General features: G+C 69.4%; 16 protein-coding genes. 13 read left to right on the top strand and 3 right to left on the bottom strand.

Features of this window, described 5'->3' with window-relative positions; all coding sequences use genetic code 11:
* Window positions 1-42 precede the first annotated feature (42 nt).
* The 4 genes from DMC61_RS42165 to DMC61_RS34400 are packed head-to-tail and all read left to right on the top strand — an operon-like array spanning window position 43 to window position 6,059.
* Window positions 43-2,277, top strand: coding sequence for a glycosyltransferase (locus tag DMC61_RS42165; protein ID WP_125694600.1), 2,235 nt, complete (start codon window positions 43-45; stop codon window positions 2,275-2,277).
* Window positions 2,274-3,545, top strand: a complete 1,272-nt coding sequence (locus DMC61_RS34390; protein ID WP_125694602.1) for a hypothetical protein — start codon at window positions 2,274-2,276, stop codon at window positions 3,543-3,545. The genes DMC61_RS42165 and DMC61_RS34390 overlap by 4 nt, the downstream gene beginning before the upstream one ends.
* Window positions 3,546-3,567: 22 nt before the next feature.
* On the top strand, window positions 3,568-5,370 hold the full coding sequence (locus tag DMC61_RS34395; RefSeq protein ID WP_125694604.1) for a carbamoyltransferase C-terminal domain-containing protein: 1,803 nt from the start codon (window positions 3,568-3,570) through the stop codon (window positions 5,368-5,370).
* Window positions 5,367-6,059 carry a hypothetical protein gene (locus DMC61_RS34400; protein ID WP_125694606.1) on the top strand — a complete coding sequence of 231 codons (693 nt, stop codon included), beginning with the start codon at window positions 5,367-5,369 and terminating at the stop codon, window positions 6,057-6,059. The genes DMC61_RS34395 and DMC61_RS34400 overlap by 4 nt, the downstream gene beginning before the upstream one ends.
* Here DMC61_RS34400 and hemW read toward each other — a convergent pair.
* The 3 genes from hemW to DMC61_RS34415 form a co-directional block, all read right to left on the bottom strand.
* The gene (gene hemW / locus DMC61_RS34405) at window positions 6,052-7,266 is read right to left on the bottom strand and encodes a radical SAM family heme chaperone HemW (protein WP_125694608.1); all 1,215 of its coding nucleotides are present in this window, start codon (window positions 7,264-7,266) and stop codon (window positions 6,052-6,054) included. The genes DMC61_RS34400 and hemW overlap by 8 nt on opposite strands.
* 64 nt (window positions 7,267-7,330) lie before the next feature.
* Entirely contained in the window at window positions 7,331-7,687 is a 357-nt protein-coding gene (locus tag DMC61_RS34410; protein ID WP_125694610.1) for a hypothetical protein, read from the bottom strand.
* An 85-nt stretch (window positions 7,688-7,772) separates the two neighbouring features.
* A complete protein-coding gene (locus tag DMC61_RS34415) occupies window positions 7,773-8,186 on the bottom strand; it encodes a VOC family protein (protein ID WP_125694612.1) in 414 nt (137 codons plus the stop codon).
* A gap of 81 nt (window positions 8,187-8,267) precedes the next feature.
* Between DMC61_RS34415 and DMC61_RS34420 the strand changes: the two genes are divergently transcribed.
* The 9 genes from DMC61_RS34420 (at window position 8,268) to DMC61_RS34455 (ending at window position 15,395) form a co-directional block, all read left to right on the top strand.
* Window positions 8,268-8,840 carry a TetR/AcrR family transcriptional regulator gene (locus DMC61_RS34420; protein ID WP_016332426.1) on the top strand — a complete coding sequence of 191 codons (573 nt, stop codon included), beginning with the start codon at window positions 8,268-8,270 and terminating at the stop codon, window positions 8,838-8,840.
* A gap of 153 nt (window positions 8,841-8,993) precedes the next feature.
* Window positions 8,994-9,080 (top strand): putative leader peptide, encoded by an 87-nt coding sequence (locus DMC61_RS42170; protein ID WP_350573702.1) that lies wholly within the window; start codon window positions 8,994-8,996, stop codon window positions 9,078-9,080.
* 36 nt (window positions 9,081-9,116) lie between these two features.
* Window positions 9,117-10,811 carry a nitrite/sulfite reductase gene (locus DMC61_RS34425; protein ID WP_125694614.1) on the top strand — a complete coding sequence of 565 codons (1,695 nt, stop codon included), beginning with the start codon at window positions 9,117-9,119 and terminating at the stop codon, window positions 10,809-10,811.
* Complete coding sequence (locus tag DMC61_RS34430; protein WP_016332424.1) at window positions 10,808-10,960, top strand: hypothetical protein; 153 nt, start codon at window positions 10,808-10,810, stop codon at window positions 10,958-10,960. The genes DMC61_RS34425 and DMC61_RS34430 overlap by 4 nt, the downstream gene beginning before the upstream one ends.
* Window positions 10,957-11,652 (top strand): phosphoadenylyl-sulfate reductase, encoded by a 696-nt coding sequence (locus DMC61_RS34435; RefSeq protein ID WP_073846470.1) that lies wholly within the window; start codon window positions 10,957-10,959, stop codon window positions 11,650-11,652. The genes DMC61_RS34430 and DMC61_RS34435 overlap by 4 nt, the downstream gene beginning before the upstream one ends.
* 11 nt (window positions 11,653-11,663) lie before the next feature.
* The gene (gene cysD / locus DMC61_RS34440) at window positions 11,664-12,584 is read left to right on the top strand and encodes a sulfate adenylyltransferase subunit CysD (RefSeq protein ID WP_016332422.1); all 921 of its coding nucleotides are present in this window, start codon (window positions 11,664-11,666) and stop codon (window positions 12,582-12,584) included.
* The gene (locus DMC61_RS34445) at window positions 12,584-13,846 is read left to right on the top strand and encodes a sulfate adenylyltransferase subunit 1 (protein ID WP_125694616.1); all 1,263 of its coding nucleotides are present in this window, start codon (window positions 12,584-12,586) and stop codon (window positions 13,844-13,846) included. Before cysD ends, DMC61_RS34445 begins: the two co-directional genes overlap by 1 nt.
* Window positions 13,843-14,592, top strand: a complete 750-nt coding sequence (locus DMC61_RS34450; protein WP_125694618.1) for a sirohydrochlorin chelatase — start codon at window positions 13,843-13,845, stop codon at window positions 14,590-14,592. Before DMC61_RS34445 ends, DMC61_RS34450 begins: the two co-directional genes overlap by 4 nt.
* 179 nt (window positions 14,593-14,771) lie before the next feature.
* Window positions 14,772-15,395 (top strand): cyclase, encoded by a 624-nt coding sequence (locus DMC61_RS34455; RefSeq protein WP_125694621.1) that lies wholly within the window; start codon window positions 14,772-14,774, stop codon window positions 15,393-15,395.
* Window positions 15,396-15,444 lie beyond the last annotated feature (49 nt).

Consider the following 15,444-nt stretch of genomic DNA (forward strand, 5'->3'; position numbering starts at 1 on the left):
CGCTACGAACACAATAGCGCACACACCGCAGGGATTCGCCAGATGAGCTGGCCGACCCCCGGCCCGGTGGAAAGTGGACTCACCGTAGTCGTCCCGTGCTTCAACGAAGTCGACAACGTCGAGCCCTCGTACCGGGAGATCGTCGCCGAGTTGGGAAATCTCCCCCTCGAACTGCTCTATGTGGACGACGGGAGCACCGACGGGACGCTGGACGTCATCCGGGCGCTCGCGCACACCGACCCCCGGGTCCGGTACCTGTCCTTCACCCGGAACTACGGGTTCGAAGCGGCTTTTTCCGCCGGTTATCGGTACGCGGGAAAGCCCTGGCTTCTGCACATGGACGCCGATCAACAGTTCCCGGCTTCCGAAGTGGAGAAATTGATCATCGCCGCCGAGGCGGGCAACGACGCCGTTTTCGGTGTTCGCACCAATAGGCAAGACCCCTTACCAAGACGCTGGGGTACCGCCGCCTTCCATTTCCTCGGCCGCCGCGTCCTGCGCATCGAGATCCCGCCCGGCGCGACGGCGTTCCGCCTGGTGCGCACGGAGCTCGCGCGCAAGATCGTCGATCTCCGCCTGGGCACCCCGTACTTCCTCGCCACCGTGCCGAGGCTGACCAGCCGTTACACCACCGTCCAGGTGGCACACCGGGCCCGCGAACGCGGCGAGTCCAAGGTGGGCTTCGGTTTCCTTTCCTCGCACGCCATCGAGTTGTTCGTCGGCTTCACCCGGCGGCTGACGACGATGGCTTCGACCACGGCGGTGCTGACCGCGGTGATCTCGGTGCTCGCCGGGATCGCGGCCGCCACCGGGCTTCTCGGGCTGACCGCCGCGTCGACGCTGACGTTCGTCATGTTCTCCGTGCTGCTGACCGTGCTCGCGTTGTCCGTCCGCTACCTGGTCGTGGTCGGCGCGGGGCAGGCACGGCCACGGCAGTTCTACATCAGGGAAGCCAACTTCCCGGTCGACGAGGACGACCGGCTCTACGCCTCGGCCATGGCCGAGATCCATCCTGGGGAAAGGCAAGCGGGAGTGAAGAACACCGAAGACACGGCGGCGGTACGGAGCCTGGTGATCCTGGGCGGCGCCGACGGTTCGGTCAGCACGTACCACCGGGCACGGGAGCTCGGTTTCCGCACCATCTGCGTGGATGTCCGCGCGAGCGCGCCCGCGGTGGCGCTGGCCGACGAGTTCGTCCAGGTCAGCGTCCGCGCGCCGGAACAGATCGCGGCGGCGCTCGACGGGCGGGACGACATCGCCGGGGTGCTCTGCCCGGCCAGCGACGTCGGGCTTCCCGCGCTCGCCTGGCTCACCCGGCACTGGAACCTGCCCGACCCGTTGCCCGAAGCCGCCGTCGCCGCGTCCGTCGACAAGTCGGTCTTCCGTGAACTCTGCGACAGGCTGCGTCTGCCGACCTACCGCAGCGTCGGCGGGAAGCCCGGCCCGGACCTCGCACTCGCCGCGCAGCAACTGCGGTTCCCGACGCTGGTGAAACCGGTCGACTCGTCCGGGAGCCGAGGTGTCATCTCGTGCGCGAGCCCCGGCGGTCTCACCACCGCGTTCTCCGACTCACTCGCGTTCTCGCCGTCCGGCAAGCTGGTCGTCGAGGAGCACCTCGACGGCTCGCACTACACGATCGAAGCACTCGCGGTCGACGGCCGGATCGTGTTCCACGCGGTCACCCGGCGCACGCTGACACCGCCGCCGTTCTTCGTGACGGCGTCGCATCTGCTGCCCGCCGGGCTGCCGCCGGTGGTCGACCGCGCGCTGCCGGTGATGCTGGCCGCGTTGTGCGCCGAACTCGGCTACCGCACCGGGCCGCTCACCCTCGACGCCGTCCTCGGCCGGGACGGGAAGTTCTACCTGATCGAGATGGGCGCCCGGATGGGCGGGAACGGCCTCGCCGAAGCGATCGAGCACAGCACCGGCGTCGACCTGATCGCCGCCGGGATCGCCGCCGCGACCGGCGACGAGGTCGTGCTCTCCCCGCGCGACCCAAGGCCCACGCTCATCCACATCCTCGCCTCCGACCGCGGCGGCCGGATCGTGCGCATCGAGGGCGTCGACGAGGTCCGCGCCATGCCCGCGGTGCACAACCTGGAACTGTTCGCGGAAGAGGACTCCTACGTCAAACCGTACGAGCAGGCCGGCTACAAGATGGGCTACGCCGTGCTTTCGGCGCCGACCGTGCCCGACGTGCTCGCGGCGGAGGACGAATTGCGCGGCACGCTGAAGTTCCTGCTCGACGAGCAGGGTGCGGCGGTACCGCTCCCTTGACCGGCACTTCGCTCACCGGCACCGCCTCCATCGCGGCGCCGAAGCCGTCGATGGTGCTCCGGCTGCTCGTCGGCCGTGGCGTGTTCCGGCTGGCGATCCAGGCGATGGGCCTGGTGCTGGTCACCGCTTGGGGCGCGCACGACTACGGCCGGTTCGCCACCGCGCTCGGGCTGATGACGTGGCTCAACTTCGTGCCGTCGGCGGCGGAGAAATCCGCGTTGAAGTGCTTGCCGCGCCTGAGGATGACGCGGGACGCGGTCGCGGCGCTGGCCGTCCGCGTCGCCGTCGTCCCGGTGCTGGTGGTACTGGCGGCGATGGCGGTCGCGCTGCTCGTCGCGCCGGACTCGGACGCCGCGCTGTACCTGACGGCCGCGGGCTGGTCGATCTCCGGCGGCCTGCTGATGACCGTCTCTGGCCTGCACCGCTTCACCGGTAAGTCCACTCTGGACGCGCTGGCGTTCACCGCGGGCGCGCTGGTGGTCGGTGCGGTGACGGTGGGCACCTGGTTCGTCCGCTGGTCGCCGTTGACGCATCTCGGCCTGTTGCTCGGCGGGATCCTGCTCATCCTCGGCTTCTCCGCGGCGCTGCTGCCGAGGAAGTGGCTGCGGGTGGAAAGGATCGACGGGCACCGGATTCTGCCCGCGTTCGGCCGGACCACCGTGCTGCTCGGGATGACCGAGGTGCTGGACGTCCTCGCGACGTCGACGGTGTTCGGTGTGCTGGCGCTGGCCGGGCGGACCGTCGACAGTGGACCGTTCTACGTCGCTTTGCTGGCCAGCAGCGCGTTCTGCTCGCTGCTGTTCTATCAGCTGCGGGTGCACCAGCCGGCGATTTCGGCGCGGTTGCGCGGGAGCGGGGCGGCGGCGGGCCGGGCCCGCGCGGTCGACCTGCTGAAACTGGTCGAACGGGGCGCGCTCACGTTCCTCGTCCTGGTGGGGATCACCCTCGCGATCCCGGCGGCCCGCGCGGTGCTGACCGCCGACGACACCGCCGGCGCGTACGTCGTCCTCGGCGTCTTCGTCCTGGCCGAAACGGTGTTGTTCGCCGTCCAGCTCTACGCGGGTTTCCTGATCGAGAACACCAACAGCAAGGTCCTCACGCTCACCGCGTCGGCGTCGATCGCCGGGCTGATCGCCACCCCGCTGGCCGCCGCCGCGCTCGTCCCGGCGATGGGTCCGGTCGGCGGGTTCGCCGCACTCGTCGTCGGCATCGGCGTCCGGGCCACCGTCCTCCGGCGGCTGCTGCGCCGCCATCACCCCGAACTCTGAACGTCCGCACTGGAGAAGGAACATGTACGTACTGGGAATCAGCAGGGTCCACGACTCGGCGGCCGCGCTGGTGCGCGACGGCGAGATCATCGCGTTCGCCGAAGAAGAACGCTTCACCCGCAAGAAGCACGACGGGGACTTCCCCGCCGAGGCGATCAAGTTCTGCCTGGAACGCGGCGGGATCACCCTCGCCGACGTCGACCACGTCGCCTACTACTGGCAGCGCTGGCGCGAAGGCATTCACGCGGCGAAGGTGTTCGCGAAGTACTTCCCGGGAACGCTGGAGGTGTTCCGCAACCAGAACGGCGACGAGGGCGGCTCGTCGGCGGGCATGGTGGAGACGTTCAAGACCGGTGGCGGCAAAGGGGTCGACGACTACCACGTCGGCGGCGCGGTGCTCGCGCACATCAAGCGGTCCTTCACCCTCGAACGCGACGTGAAGGAGGCCGTGGGCTGGACCGGTCCGACGAAGTTCAAGACGCATCTGGTCGACCACCACAAGGCGCACGCCGCCAGCGGGTACTTCATCTCGCCGTGGGAAGAGTCGGCGGTGCTCACCTTCGACGGCATCGGCAGCGACGGCACCGCGACCTATCTGGGCCACGGCAAGGGAAACCGGATCATCGACATCCGGCGGATCAAGTTCCCGCACTCGCTCGGCGCGATGTACGCGGGCGTCACCGGCTATCTGGGCTTCTACCCCACCCGTGACGAGGGCAAGATCATGGGGCTGGCGCCGCTCGGCGACGACACCTACGTCGACGCGTTCAAGCAGCTGATCCACCTGGACGACGACGGCGGGTACGAGCTCGAACTGAGCTTCTTCGGCCACCACCGCACCGGCAAGCACGTGATGTCGAAGAAGTTCACCGACCTGTTCGGCCCGGCGCGGCCCAAGACCCGGGTGACCGCGGAGAACCCGGTGCCGCAGCACTACTGCGACATCGCCTACGCCCTGCAGGTCACCCTCGAGGAGGCCGGGCTGCACCTCGCGCGCTGGCTGCAGCGCGAGACCGGATCGCGGCGGCTGTCCGTCGCGGGCGGGGTCGCGCTGAACAGCGTGATGAACGGCCGGATCCTGCTGGAGACCCCGTTCGAGGACTTCTTCGCCCAGCCCGCGGCCGCCGACGACGGCTGCGCGCTCGGTTCGGCGCTGGAGGTGTCGGTCGGCAAGTACGGCAAGCCGCGGCCTCGCGACGGCTACACCTACACCGGTCCCGACTACACCGAGGCGGAGATGGAACTCGCCCTGCAGGACGCCGGGGTCCGCTACACCAAGGTCGACGACATCGCCGCGCACACGGCGAAGAAGATCTCCGAGGGCAAGATCATCGGCTGGGTGCAGGGCCGGATGGAATGCGGGCCGCGCGCGCTCGGCAACCGCTCGCTGGTGGCCGACCCGCGCGACCCCGACTCGAAGACGCGGATGAACGAGAAGGTCAAGCACCGTGAGGCGTTCCGGCCGTTCGCGCCGTCGTGCCTGGCGGAACGCGCGGGCGACTGGTTCGTCAGCGACTACCCGTCGCCGGTCATGCTGCTGGTGTTCGACGTCCTGCCGGACAAACGCGACGTGGTCCCGGCCATCACCCACGTCGACGGGACCGCCCGCGTGCAGACAGTGACCGAAACGGACAACCCGCTGTACTACCGGATGATCAGCGAGTTCGAGAAGCTCACCGGCGTGCCGATGGTGGTCAACACCTCGTTCAACGACAACAACGAACCGATCGTCGCCAGCCCGGCCGACGCGGTGGCCTGCTATCTGAAGACCGACGTCGACGCCCTCGCCCTCGGGCCGTTCTGGGCAGAGAAGGACGACCTGTGACCGCCACCCTGCCCGAAACGGACGGCTGGATCCCCGCGCTCTACCGGCGGCGCAAATGGCTGTGGCTGGTGGCCGCCGTCCCGGCGGTGGTGACCACGCTGCTGATCATGGTGATCCTGCCGCCGGACCAGACGCTGGACAACGTCGCGGACTGGGCGTTCAAGCTGTGCCCGTTCGTCTTCGCGGTCGCCACGGTGGCGCTGTTCCCCCGCACCAAAGGGGGTCCGGCGCTGATCGTGCTCGCCGTGTTCGTCTACATGTCCTATTTGGACACCGAGCTGATCATGCGGATCCAGGCGTTCGCCAGGAACGCCGCCACCGACGACGACGCCTTCCAGCCGGTGTACCAGTTCGAGCTGTTCATCGTGACGTTCATCGTCCTGTTCGGCCTGATGGCGTACCGGCTGGGCGGCGGCCGGACGGCGAACGTGCTCAAGACCGGGGTCGCGGCGATCCTCGTGGTGATCTCGGGCGCGAACGACCTGACGTTCTGGGCGCTCAACGACGTCTGGGCCGCCGGGACGAAACCGACCGAGCTGAAGTGGGCGTCGCATATGATCGTGTTCCTCGGCGGGCCGCCGAGCGTACCGGTCGCGGTGCTGTTCATGCTGGTGCACCTGGCGCTGGCGGCGGTCGTGGTGGCGCTGCCGGTGGGCCGGTGGGTCGACCGCGCGCTGCGGCTCAGGTGAGCCGGCGCACCAGGCCGTCGGCCAGCAACCGGCCCCGATCGGTCAGCACCGCCCGGCCCTGACCGTCCAAAGCGGACTGTTCCAGCAATCCCTCGGCGGCGGCGGCGCGGGCTTCGGCCCGGCCGTCGTCGTCGAGCGCGTCGAGCGGAAGTCCTTCGGACAGCCGGAGTTCCAGCATCACGCGTTCGAGATGCCGGTCCTCGTCGGTCAGCAGTTCGCGGCCGGCGGCAGGCGACTCCCCGGCCGCGAGGGACGCGGCGTAGCGGGCCGGATGCTTGACGTTCCACCAGCGCACACCGCCGACGTGGCTGTGCGCGCCCGGCCCGGCACCCCACCAGTCCCCGCCGCGCCAGTAGCCGATGTTGTGCCGGCAGCGGGCCTCCTCCGAGCTCGCCCAGTTGGACACCTCGTACCAGCGCAAGCCCGCCGAGGCGAGGACGCGGTCGATCATCTCGTAGTCGGCGGCCAGTACGTCGTCGTCCGGCGCGGGCAGTTCGCCGCGGCGGATGCGGCGGGCGAGCGCGGTGCCCTCCTCGACGATCAGCGCGTACGCCGAGACGTGGTCGACGCCGGCGGCCAGCACCGCGTCCAGCGAAGCCTGGAGATCTTCGGTCCGCTCCCCCGGCGTGCCGTAGATGACGTCGAGGTTGACGTGGTCGAATCCGGCGGCGCGCGCCTCCTCGGCGGCCGCGATCGGACGGCCCGCGGTGTGCACCCGGTCGAGGATCTTCAGCACGTGCTGCGCGGCCGACTGCATCCCGAGCGAGATCCGGTTGTATCCGGCGTCACGGATGCCCGCGAAGAACTCGGGCGACGTGGACTCCGGATTGGACTCGGTCGTCACCTCCGCGTCCGGCGCGAGCCCGAAGGTGTCGCGAACGGCGTCGAGAACGCTTCGGAGCCCGTCGGCGCCGAGCAGGGACGGGGTGCCGCCGCCGACGAAGACGGTGTCGACCGCGGGCGGCGCCTTCAGCACGCGCGCGGCCAGGTCGAACTCGCGTTTGAGGCCTTCGAGCCACGACTGCGGCGACGAACCGCTGTCCAGCTCTCCGGCGGTGTAGGTGTTGAAGTCGCAGTAGCCACACCGGGTCGCGCAGAACGGGACGTGCACGTAGACGCCGAACGGTCGCGTGCCGAGCCCTTCCAGCGCGCTCTCGGGGAGCGCGGATTCGACGGGCGTGGTGGTTTCGGGCAGCAACGCGGGCACACCCCAGTGTCCCCCACGCCATGAAGGCCTCCTTCCCGGGGGAAAGAGGCCTTCACGGAACGCGTCATCGGTCGGCGATGCGCACCTTGACCGAGGTCGAACGGGAGCCGTCGTCGAACCGCACCCAGACGAGGATCTCCATGTTCAGCGAGTAGTCGTTGACCACGTGGTCGACCGACCAGTCGCCCTGCTCGTCCACGACGGCGTCGCGGCTCATGGCGACCTCGACCAGCACGGTATGGGCCAGATGTCCCCGGACGCCCGGCGCACAGCCGACCGCCTCGAACCGGTACGAGTCGCCCTTGTGCAGTACCGCCCCCTCCTCGGGCGAGACCAGTCTGCAGCCCTGCTGAGCCCCGGAAGCGGTACCCGGGATCAGCAGGGACGCCAGCACCATCGCGGCGACCACCCATCGGCGCATGCGCAACTCCTCCGTCCTCTGTGGATCGGAGACCGAAGCTAGCGGCGACGGCGGCCCCGCGCGGCCTCACTCACCCGATGCGGTATTACGCCAACCCGTTAGCGGCCAACCACTCCGGGGACGGCGGGATGGCCTCGATGATGTCGATCAGGAAGCCGTTCAGGTCCTCGATGTAGAAGTGCCGCTGGCCGAACCCCTCGTCCACGAGCTCCGTCACGATCTTGACCCCCTCCTCGCGCAGCCTTTCGTACTCGGCCGCGGCGTCGGCGACCATGAGGCCGACCATCGACCCGGCGGGCTCCTGCGCCCGCCAAGGCGACGGCGTGGACTTGTGCCCGCGCTTCACGAAGCTCATCTCATAGCCCGGCACTCCGACGTTGAGGCTGGAGAACCAGTCCAGCTCGATCGTCACCGTCAGCTGCAGGTGCCGCTTCCACCAGGCGGTGGTCTCGGCGATGTCCTCGACGACCACGCAGGCGCCGAAACCGTTGAGTTGCATCCGGTGTTCCTCCCAGGTTGAACCACTTGATGCGTAGTACTATAGACATAGTGGTTTGACCGAGGCAAGGAGAATGTCCCGATGCGACAGAACCCGGAGCGCCGGACCGCGCTCACCGACGCCGCCATCACCGTCCTCGCCCGCGAGGGCGCACGCGGGCTCACGTACCGCGCCGTGGACGTCGAGGCGGATGTGCCGCCGGGAACGACGTCCAACTACTTCCGCAACCGGGACCAGTTGCTCGGCGAGGTCGGCGTCCGCGTGCAGGAGCGACTGTCTGCGCCGGCCGAGGTGATGGCGAACCCGCAGGCCGAGTCGCCGTCCCACGACCGGGTCGGCGTCCTGCTCGGCGAGCTCATGGGGCGGCTGACCGGCCACCGGGAGCCTTATCTCGCCTTGCTCGAACTCCGCCTCGAAGCCACCCGCCGCCCGGATCTCGCGGCCGAGTTGTCCAAGACCGTCCGCGAAGGCATCGACATGAGCGTCGACTGGCACGTCGCGGCGGGCATGCCGGGCGGGCGCGCCGAAGTCCTGCTGATGTACCTCGCGCTGACCGGGCTCACCGTCGAACGGCTCACCCTCCCGGAGGTGCTCGCGGACGTCACCGACGAGGAGGTCATCCGGATCATCGTGGACCGCGTCCTGCCCTCTTGAGTCGTGCGCGTTCTGCGTCACAATGCCCGGCCACGAACCCGGGCTTGACCCGCAAAGCATGCCCTTGACCAGCGAAAACCGGGGAGTTCGGACGCTGTTCCCAGTATTCGGACCGGCCTAGACCACATAGTGGGCGCGTGGCACGCTGAATGAATGACCCGCGCCGGAATCAGCCTCGTGGCACGCCGCCACGTGGACCTCCGTCGTGTGGCGAGCGCGCTCTGTGCGACGAACCGCTGACTCCCCGCCACCACCACGATCAGCCGGAGGACTCCCATGTCGTCGCCCACGCGCGAGACCCCTGCCCGCACGCCCCGGGTCAAACAGAAACGGGGCGAGGGACAGTGGGCACTGGGGTATCGCGAGCCGTTGAACCCCAACGAACGGTCCAAGAAGGACGACAACCCGCTCAACGTCCGGGCACGGATCGAGAACATCTACGCCCGCGGCGGCTTCGATTCGATCGACCCGGGTGACCTGCGCGGCCGGTTCCGCTGGTTCGGTCTCTACACCCAGCGCAAGCCGGGGATCGACGGCGGCCGCACCGCGACGCTGGAGCCCGAAGAGCTCGACGACCGCTACTTCATGCTGCGGGTGCGGCTCGACGGCGGCGCGCTGACGACCGAGCAGCTGGCCGTGCTCGCCGAGATCTCGCAGACCCACGCACGCGACACCGCCGACATCACCGACCGGCAGAACATCCAGTACCACTGGATCCAGATCGAGGACGTGCCGACGATCTGGGCGAAGCTCGAGAAGGCCGGGATGACCACGATGGAGGCGTGCGGCGACAGCCCGCGTGTCATCCTCGGCTCCCCCGTCGCCGGTATCGCCGCCGACGAGATCATCGACGGCACCCCCGCGATCGACGAGATCAAACGCCGCTACATCGGCGACCCGCGCTACTCGAACCTGCCGCGCAAGTTCAAGACCGCGGTCTCCGGGCAGCAGGACGTCGCGCACGAGATCAACGACGTCGCCTTCGTCGGCGTGAACCACCCGGAACACGGCCCCGGCTTCGACGTCTGGGTCGGCGGCGGCCTGTCCACCAACCCGATGATCGGGCAACGCCTCGGCGCCTGGGTCTCGCTCGACGAGGTCCCGGACGTCTGGGAAGGCGTGATCAGTGTCTTCCGCGACTACGGCTACCGGCGGCTCCGCGCCCGTGCGCGGATCAAGTTCCTGGTGAAGGACTGGGGCGCCGCGAAGTTCCGTCAGGTGCTGGAAGACGAGTACCTCAAGCGCAAGCTGACCGACGGCCCGGCGCCCGAGGTGCCCGCCGCCCAGATCGACCACGTCGGCGTGCACCCGCAGATCGACGGCCGGTTCTACGTCGGCGCCGCGCCGGTCGCGGGCCGCGTCTCCGGCGCCACCCTGCTGGCGGTCGCCAAGGCCGCCGAGCGGGCCGGGTCGAACCGCGTCCGGCTCACCCCACACCAGAAGCTCGTGGTCCTCGACGTCCCCGAGGCCGAGGTGAACGGGCTGAAGACCGAGCTGGCCGACCTCGGCCTGCAGACCGAGCCCTCGCCGTGGCGGCGCGGCATCATGGCCTGCACCGGGCTGGAGTTCTGCAAGCTCGCGATCGTCGAAACGAAGGCCCGCGCGATCGAACTGGTCACCGACCTGGAGAAGCGCCTCGCCGACATCCAGGCCGAGATCGAGAACCCGGTGACCGTGCACCTCAACGGCTGCCCCAACTCCTGCGCCCGGGTGCAGACCGCCGACATCGGGCTCAAGGGCCAGATCGTCACCGACGAGGACGGCAAGCAGGTCGAAGGTTTCCAGGTGCACCTCGGCGGCGGGCTCGGCCTGGACGCCGGATTCGGCCGGAAACTGCGCGGGCACAAGGTGACCGCGGCGGAGCTGACCGCGTACGTCGAGCGGGTCGTGCGGGCGTACCTCGCCGGCCGCGAACCCGGCGAACGGTTCGCCCAGTGGGTCCTGCGGGCCGACGAAGGCGTCTTGCAATGACCGAACGCGCGACCCCGTACTACTGCCCTTTCTGTGGCGATGAAGACCTCCGGCCGGAGGAAGGCGGCTCGTGGCTGTGCGCGGGCTGCCGCCGGGTCTTCACCGTGAAGTTCCTCGGACTGTCCTTTCCGGAGGTGTCGCAAGGATGACCGCCACTGCCGACTACAAGACGCTCGCCGAACGGGCCTCGAAGGAGCTCGCGGAGGCGACCGCGACCGAAGCCCTGCGCTGGACCGCGGAGACCTTCGGCGACGACTTCATCGTCGCGTCGAACATGCAGGACGCCGTCCTGATCGATCTGGCCACCCAGGTCAAACCCGACGTCGACGTGCTGTTCCTGCAGACCGGCTACCACTTCCCGGAGACCATCGGCACCCGTGACGCGGTGCAGGCGGTGTACCCGGGCGTACGGATCGTCAACGCCGAAGCCGAGCAGAGCGTCGCCGAACAGGACGCGGAGTACGGCCCGAAACTGCACGAGCGCGACCCGAACCAGTGCTGCCACCTGCGCAAGGTGGTACCGCTGCGGAACACACTCGCGAAGTACTCGGCGTGGGTGACCGGCGTCCGCCGCGTCGACGCGCCGACCCGCGCGAACACCCCCATCGTCACCTGGGACGACCGCAACGGGCTGGTGAAGATCAACCCGATCGCGCCGTGGTCCGACGACGAGTTCAACGGCTACATCAGCGAACACGGGATCCTCGAGAACCCGTTGGTGTCCATCGGTTATCTGTCGATCGGCTGCGCGCCGTGCACCGCGAAGGTCGCTCCGGGCCAGGACCCGCGCAGCGGCCGCTGGGCCGGGCAGGGCAAGACCGAATGCGGCCTGCACGGGTGAGAAGGGACGAAATGACCACGCTCGAACCGGCCACAGATGCGGCGCAGGACAACCTCGCCGCGCTGGAATCCGAGGCCATCCACATCTTCCGCGAGGTGGCGGGTGAGTTCGACCGGCCGGTGATCCTCTTCTCCGGCGGCAAGGACTCCACGCTCCTGCTGCACCTGGCGATCAAGGCCTTCTGGCCCGCCCCGGTGCCGTTCCCGTTGCTGCACGTGGACACCGGGCACAACTTCGACGAGGTCATCGACTTCCGTGACCGCGTCGTCGAGCAGCACGGGCTACGGCTGGTCGTGGCGAAGGTCCAGGACTGGATCGACGACGGCAGGCTCGAAGAGCGCGCCGACGGGATGCGCAACCCGCTGCAGACCACGCCGCTGCTCGACACGATCGCCGAGAACAAGTTCGACGCGGTCTTCGGCGGCGGGCGCCGCGACGAGGAACGCGCCCGCGCCAAGGAGCGGATCTTCAGCCTGCGCAACGCTTTCGGCCAGTGGGAGCCGCGACGGCAGCGTCCGGAACTGTGGAACCTCTACAACGGGCGGCACCGCCCCGGCGAGCAGGTCCGCGTGTTCCCGCTGTCCAACTGGACCGAGGCGGACGTCTGGAACTACATCGCGCGGGAGAAGGTCGAGCTGCCGTCGATCTACTACGCGCACCGGCGCGAGGTCTACCAGCGCGACGGCATGTGGCTGGCCGAAGGCCCGTGGGGCGGCCCGCGCCCGGACGAGGTCGTCCGGGAACTGACCGTGCGGTACCGGACCGTCGGCGACGGTTCGTGCACGGGCGCCATCGAATCGACCGCCGCCACGGTGGACGAGGTCATCGCCGAGGTCTCGGCCTCCCGGCTCACCGAACGCGGCGCCACCCGCGCCGACGACCGGATGTCGGAGGCGGCGATGGAAGACCGCAAGCGGGAAGGGTACTTCTGATGTCCAGCCTCCTCAGGCTCGCGACCGCGGGCAGTGTGGACGACGGGAAGTCGACCCTGGTCGGGCGGCTCCTGTACGACACCAAATCCGTCCTCGCCGACCAGCTGGACGCGGTCACCCGCGCCAGTGTCGACAAAGGACTGTCCACTCCGGACCTCTCGCTGCTCGTGGACGGCCTGCGCTCGGAACGCGAGCAGGGCATCACGATCGACGTGGCGTACCGGTACTTCGCGACGCCGAAGCGCAGTTTCGTGCTCGCGGACACGCCGGGTCACGTGCAGTACACGCGGAACACGGTGACCGGGGCGTCCACCGCGCAGCTGGCCGTGCTGCTGGTCGACGCGCGCAAGGGTGTCATCGAGCAGACCCGCCGCCACGCCGCGGTGCTCGCGCTCCTCGGCGTCCCGAACCTGGTGCTGGCGGTGAACAAGATCGACCTCGTCGGCTACGACGAAGCGACGTTCACCGTGATCGCCGAGGAGTTCGCCGAACACGCCGCGTCCCTGGGCTACGAACGGGGTTCCGTGCTCGCGGTGCCGGTTTCGGCACTGGTGGGCGACAACGTGGCGGAGAAGTCGGGCAAGACCCCGTGGTACTCGGGCCCGACGCTGCTGGAGCACCTGGAAACCGTGCCGGTGGCACCGGATCCGCACGATTCGGCGTTCCGTTTCCCGGTGCAGTACGTGATCCGGCCGCGCACGGCCGACCATCCCGACTACCGCGGATACGCCGGACAGATCGCGGCCGGCACCGTCCGGCCTGGTGACGAGATCGTCGTGCTCCCGCAAGGAATCCGCAGCCGCGTGGAGGCCATCGACACCGCCGACGGGCCGCTCGCCGAAGCCGGCGCGGGTACCTCGGTGACCCTGCTGCTCACCGACGACGTCGACATCTCGCGCGGTGACCTGATCGCCGCCGCCGACCGGCAGCCGACGGTGACCGACGAGATCACCGCGACCCTGTGCTGGCTCTCGGCGAAACCGCTGAAACCGGGCGCGCGGGTGCTGGTGAAGCACGGAACGCGGACGGTGCAGGCACTGGTCGGCGAACTCCACGCCCGCTTCGACGAGCAGACGTTGTCCAGTGTGGACGATCCGGCCACACTGGAGCTCAACGACATCGGCCGGGTCACGCTCCGACTGGCCGAGGAGATCGGCGTGGACGACTACGGCGTCAGCCCGCGGACGGGCGCTTTCCTGGTCATCGATCCGAAGGACGGCGATACACTGGCGGCCGGACTCGTCGGCGAAAGGTTCGCATGACCCCACCCCGCACTCCGCCACTGGTCGCCGTCGCCCACGGCAGCCGCGATCCGCGGTCCGCCGCAACCATCCGCGCCCTGCTCGACGTCTCTCGAGGGCTGGCACCGGAACTCGACATCCGCGAGTCCTTTTTGGATCTTTCGGAGCCGTTGCTCACGGACGCCCTCCGCGGACTGTACGCCGAGGGACACCGCGAGGTCGTCGTGGTGCCCCTGCTGCTCGGCGTGGCCTACCACGCCCGGGTCGACCTGCCCGCGCTCGTCGCCGAGGTGACCGCGGACTGCCCGGGCCTCGACGTGCGGGTTTCCGCAGTGCTGGGCATCGACCCGCTCATCGAGACGGTCGCGCTGGACCGGCTCACCGAGGCGGGCGCCGATCTCGACGACCCGGGGCTCGGTGTCCTGCTGGCCGGCGTCGGCTCGTCGAACGTGGCGGCGAACGACGCCGTCGCCGGAATCACCACTCGCTGGCAGCTGCGTCGCGGGCTGCTCGCGACACCCGCCTTCGCCAGTGCCGCGCAGCCGGACGTGCCGGCCGCCATCGCGCGGTTGCGGCTCAACGGCGCCGGGCGGCTCGCGGTCGCGGGCTGGTTCCTCGCACCGGGCCTGCTGCCGGACCGGATCGCGCGCCTGGCCCGCGAAGCCGACCCGTCGGTGATCGTCGCCGGGCCGCTGGGGCCGGATCCGCGGATCGCCGGGCTCGTCCTGGACCGCTACGACGTCGCCGCCGCCCGGCTCGCCGCCTGAGTAGCACGACCCGTCCCGTACGGGCGCTTGATACCGATTTTCGGTGGGTTCCGTTCCCAGTTCCGTGACACCCCGCGTATGGGAACGGAGATTTCTTGACGAGTTACTTAACTTGCCGGTAACTCTCTAATCGCTGCGCAGCTCCCTCTCTCCCCATCGAACCCCCAGGTAGGTGGAACATGAAGGCTGCCATCCGTGCCCTCGTCTGCGCTTCGGCCGTACTCGTCCCGATCGCCGCTCTGGCCGCGCCGGCTTCGGCGGCGACCACCGTCGTCTTCGACTGCGAGGCCAAGCCGCCGCTCGTCGGCAACAAGTACCTCAAGCTGAACCAGGACGCGGACGTCACCGCCCCGGCGACGGTCGCCCCCGGTGCCGCGCTCGACGTCGTCATCGACCCGGCGCCCAACACCGTCCCGGCCGAGGTCAGCGGCTACCAGGTGAAGAACATCAAGGACTTCTCCCTGAAGATCCCGATCCCGGCGAACTCGACCTGGGTGGGCGCCGACCTCGCCGGCGGCTCCGGCATCGGCTCGACCCCGCCGAAGATCACCGTGTCCGGCAGCGTCGCGACGCTGAGCTTCCCCGGTCCGATCGCGGGCGGCTCGACGTTCGAACTGCCGACCGTGACCGCGCACCTCACCGCGGGCTCGTCCGGCAGCATCGAGACGAAACTGGGCGGTTCCAGCTACAGCGACCCGGGCCTGACGTTCACCGCCGTGGTCAGCGCCGGTTTCGACGTCTCCGCCCCGACGGCGTGCTTCCCGAACCCGAGCCCCACGTTCACCACGACGACGATCGGCTGACCCGTGCCTGCGCCACCGTCGCCTGCGATGGTGGCGCAGGCCACTGCCC

The sequence above is a fragment of the Amycolatopsis sp. WAC 04169 genome (assembly GCF_003947535.1).
In the GTDB taxonomy this organism is placed as follows: domain Bacteria; phylum Actinomycetota; class Actinomycetes; order Mycobacteriales; family Pseudonocardiaceae; genus Amycolatopsis; species Amycolatopsis keratiniphila.

Excerpts from the sequence above, each read along its gene's own strand:
- DMC61_RS34425 (WP_125694614.1), top strand. The coding sequence starts at position 9,117 with ATGTCGTCGCCCACGCGCGAGACCCCTGCCCGCACGCCCCGGGTCAAA.
- DMC61_RS34430 (WP_016332424.1), top strand. The coding sequence starts at position 10,808 with ATGACCGAACGCGCGACCCCGTACTACTGCCCTTTCTGTGGCGATGAA.
- DMC61_RS34395 (WP_125694604.1), top strand. The coding sequence starts at position 3,568 with ATGTACGTACTGGGAATCAGCAGGGTCCACGACTCGGCGGCCGCGCTG.
- DMC61_RS34435 (WP_073846470.1), top strand. The coding sequence starts at position 10,957 with ATGACCGCCACTGCCGACTACAAGACGCTCGCCGAACGGGCCTCGAAG.
- DMC61_RS42165 (WP_125694600.1), top strand. The coding sequence starts at position 43 with ATGAGCTGGCCGACCCCCGGCCCGGTGGAAAGTGGACTCACCGTAGTC.
- DMC61_RS34450 (WP_125694618.1), top strand. The coding sequence starts at position 13,843 with ATGACCCCACCCCGCACTCCGCCACTGGTCGCCGTCGCCCACGGCAGC.
- DMC61_RS34455 (WP_125694621.1), top strand. The coding sequence starts at position 14,772 with ATGAAGGCTGCCATCCGTGCCCTCGTCTGCGCTTCGGCCGTACTCGTC.
- DMC61_RS34415 (WP_125694612.1), bottom strand. The coding sequence starts at position 8,186 with ATGCAACTCAACGGTTTCGGCGCCTGCGTGGTCGTCGAGGACATCGCC.
- DMC61_RS34410 (WP_125694610.1), bottom strand. The coding sequence starts at position 7,687 with ATGCGCCGATGGGTGGTCGCCGCGATGGTGCTGGCGTCCCTGCTGATC.
- DMC61_RS42170 (WP_350573702.1), top strand. The coding sequence starts at position 8,994 with ATGACCCGCGCCGGAATCAGCCTCGTGGCACGCCGCCACGTGGACCTC.
- DMC61_RS34420 (WP_016332426.1), top strand. The coding sequence starts at position 8,268 with ATGCGACAGAACCCGGAGCGCCGGACCGCGCTCACCGACGCCGCCATC.
- cysD (WP_016332422.1), top strand. The coding sequence starts at position 11,664 with ATGACCACGCTCGAACCGGCCACAGATGCGGCGCAGGACAACCTCGCC.
- DMC61_RS34445 (WP_125694616.1), top strand. The coding sequence starts at position 12,584 with ATGTCCAGCCTCCTCAGGCTCGCGACCGCGGGCAGTGTGGACGACGGG.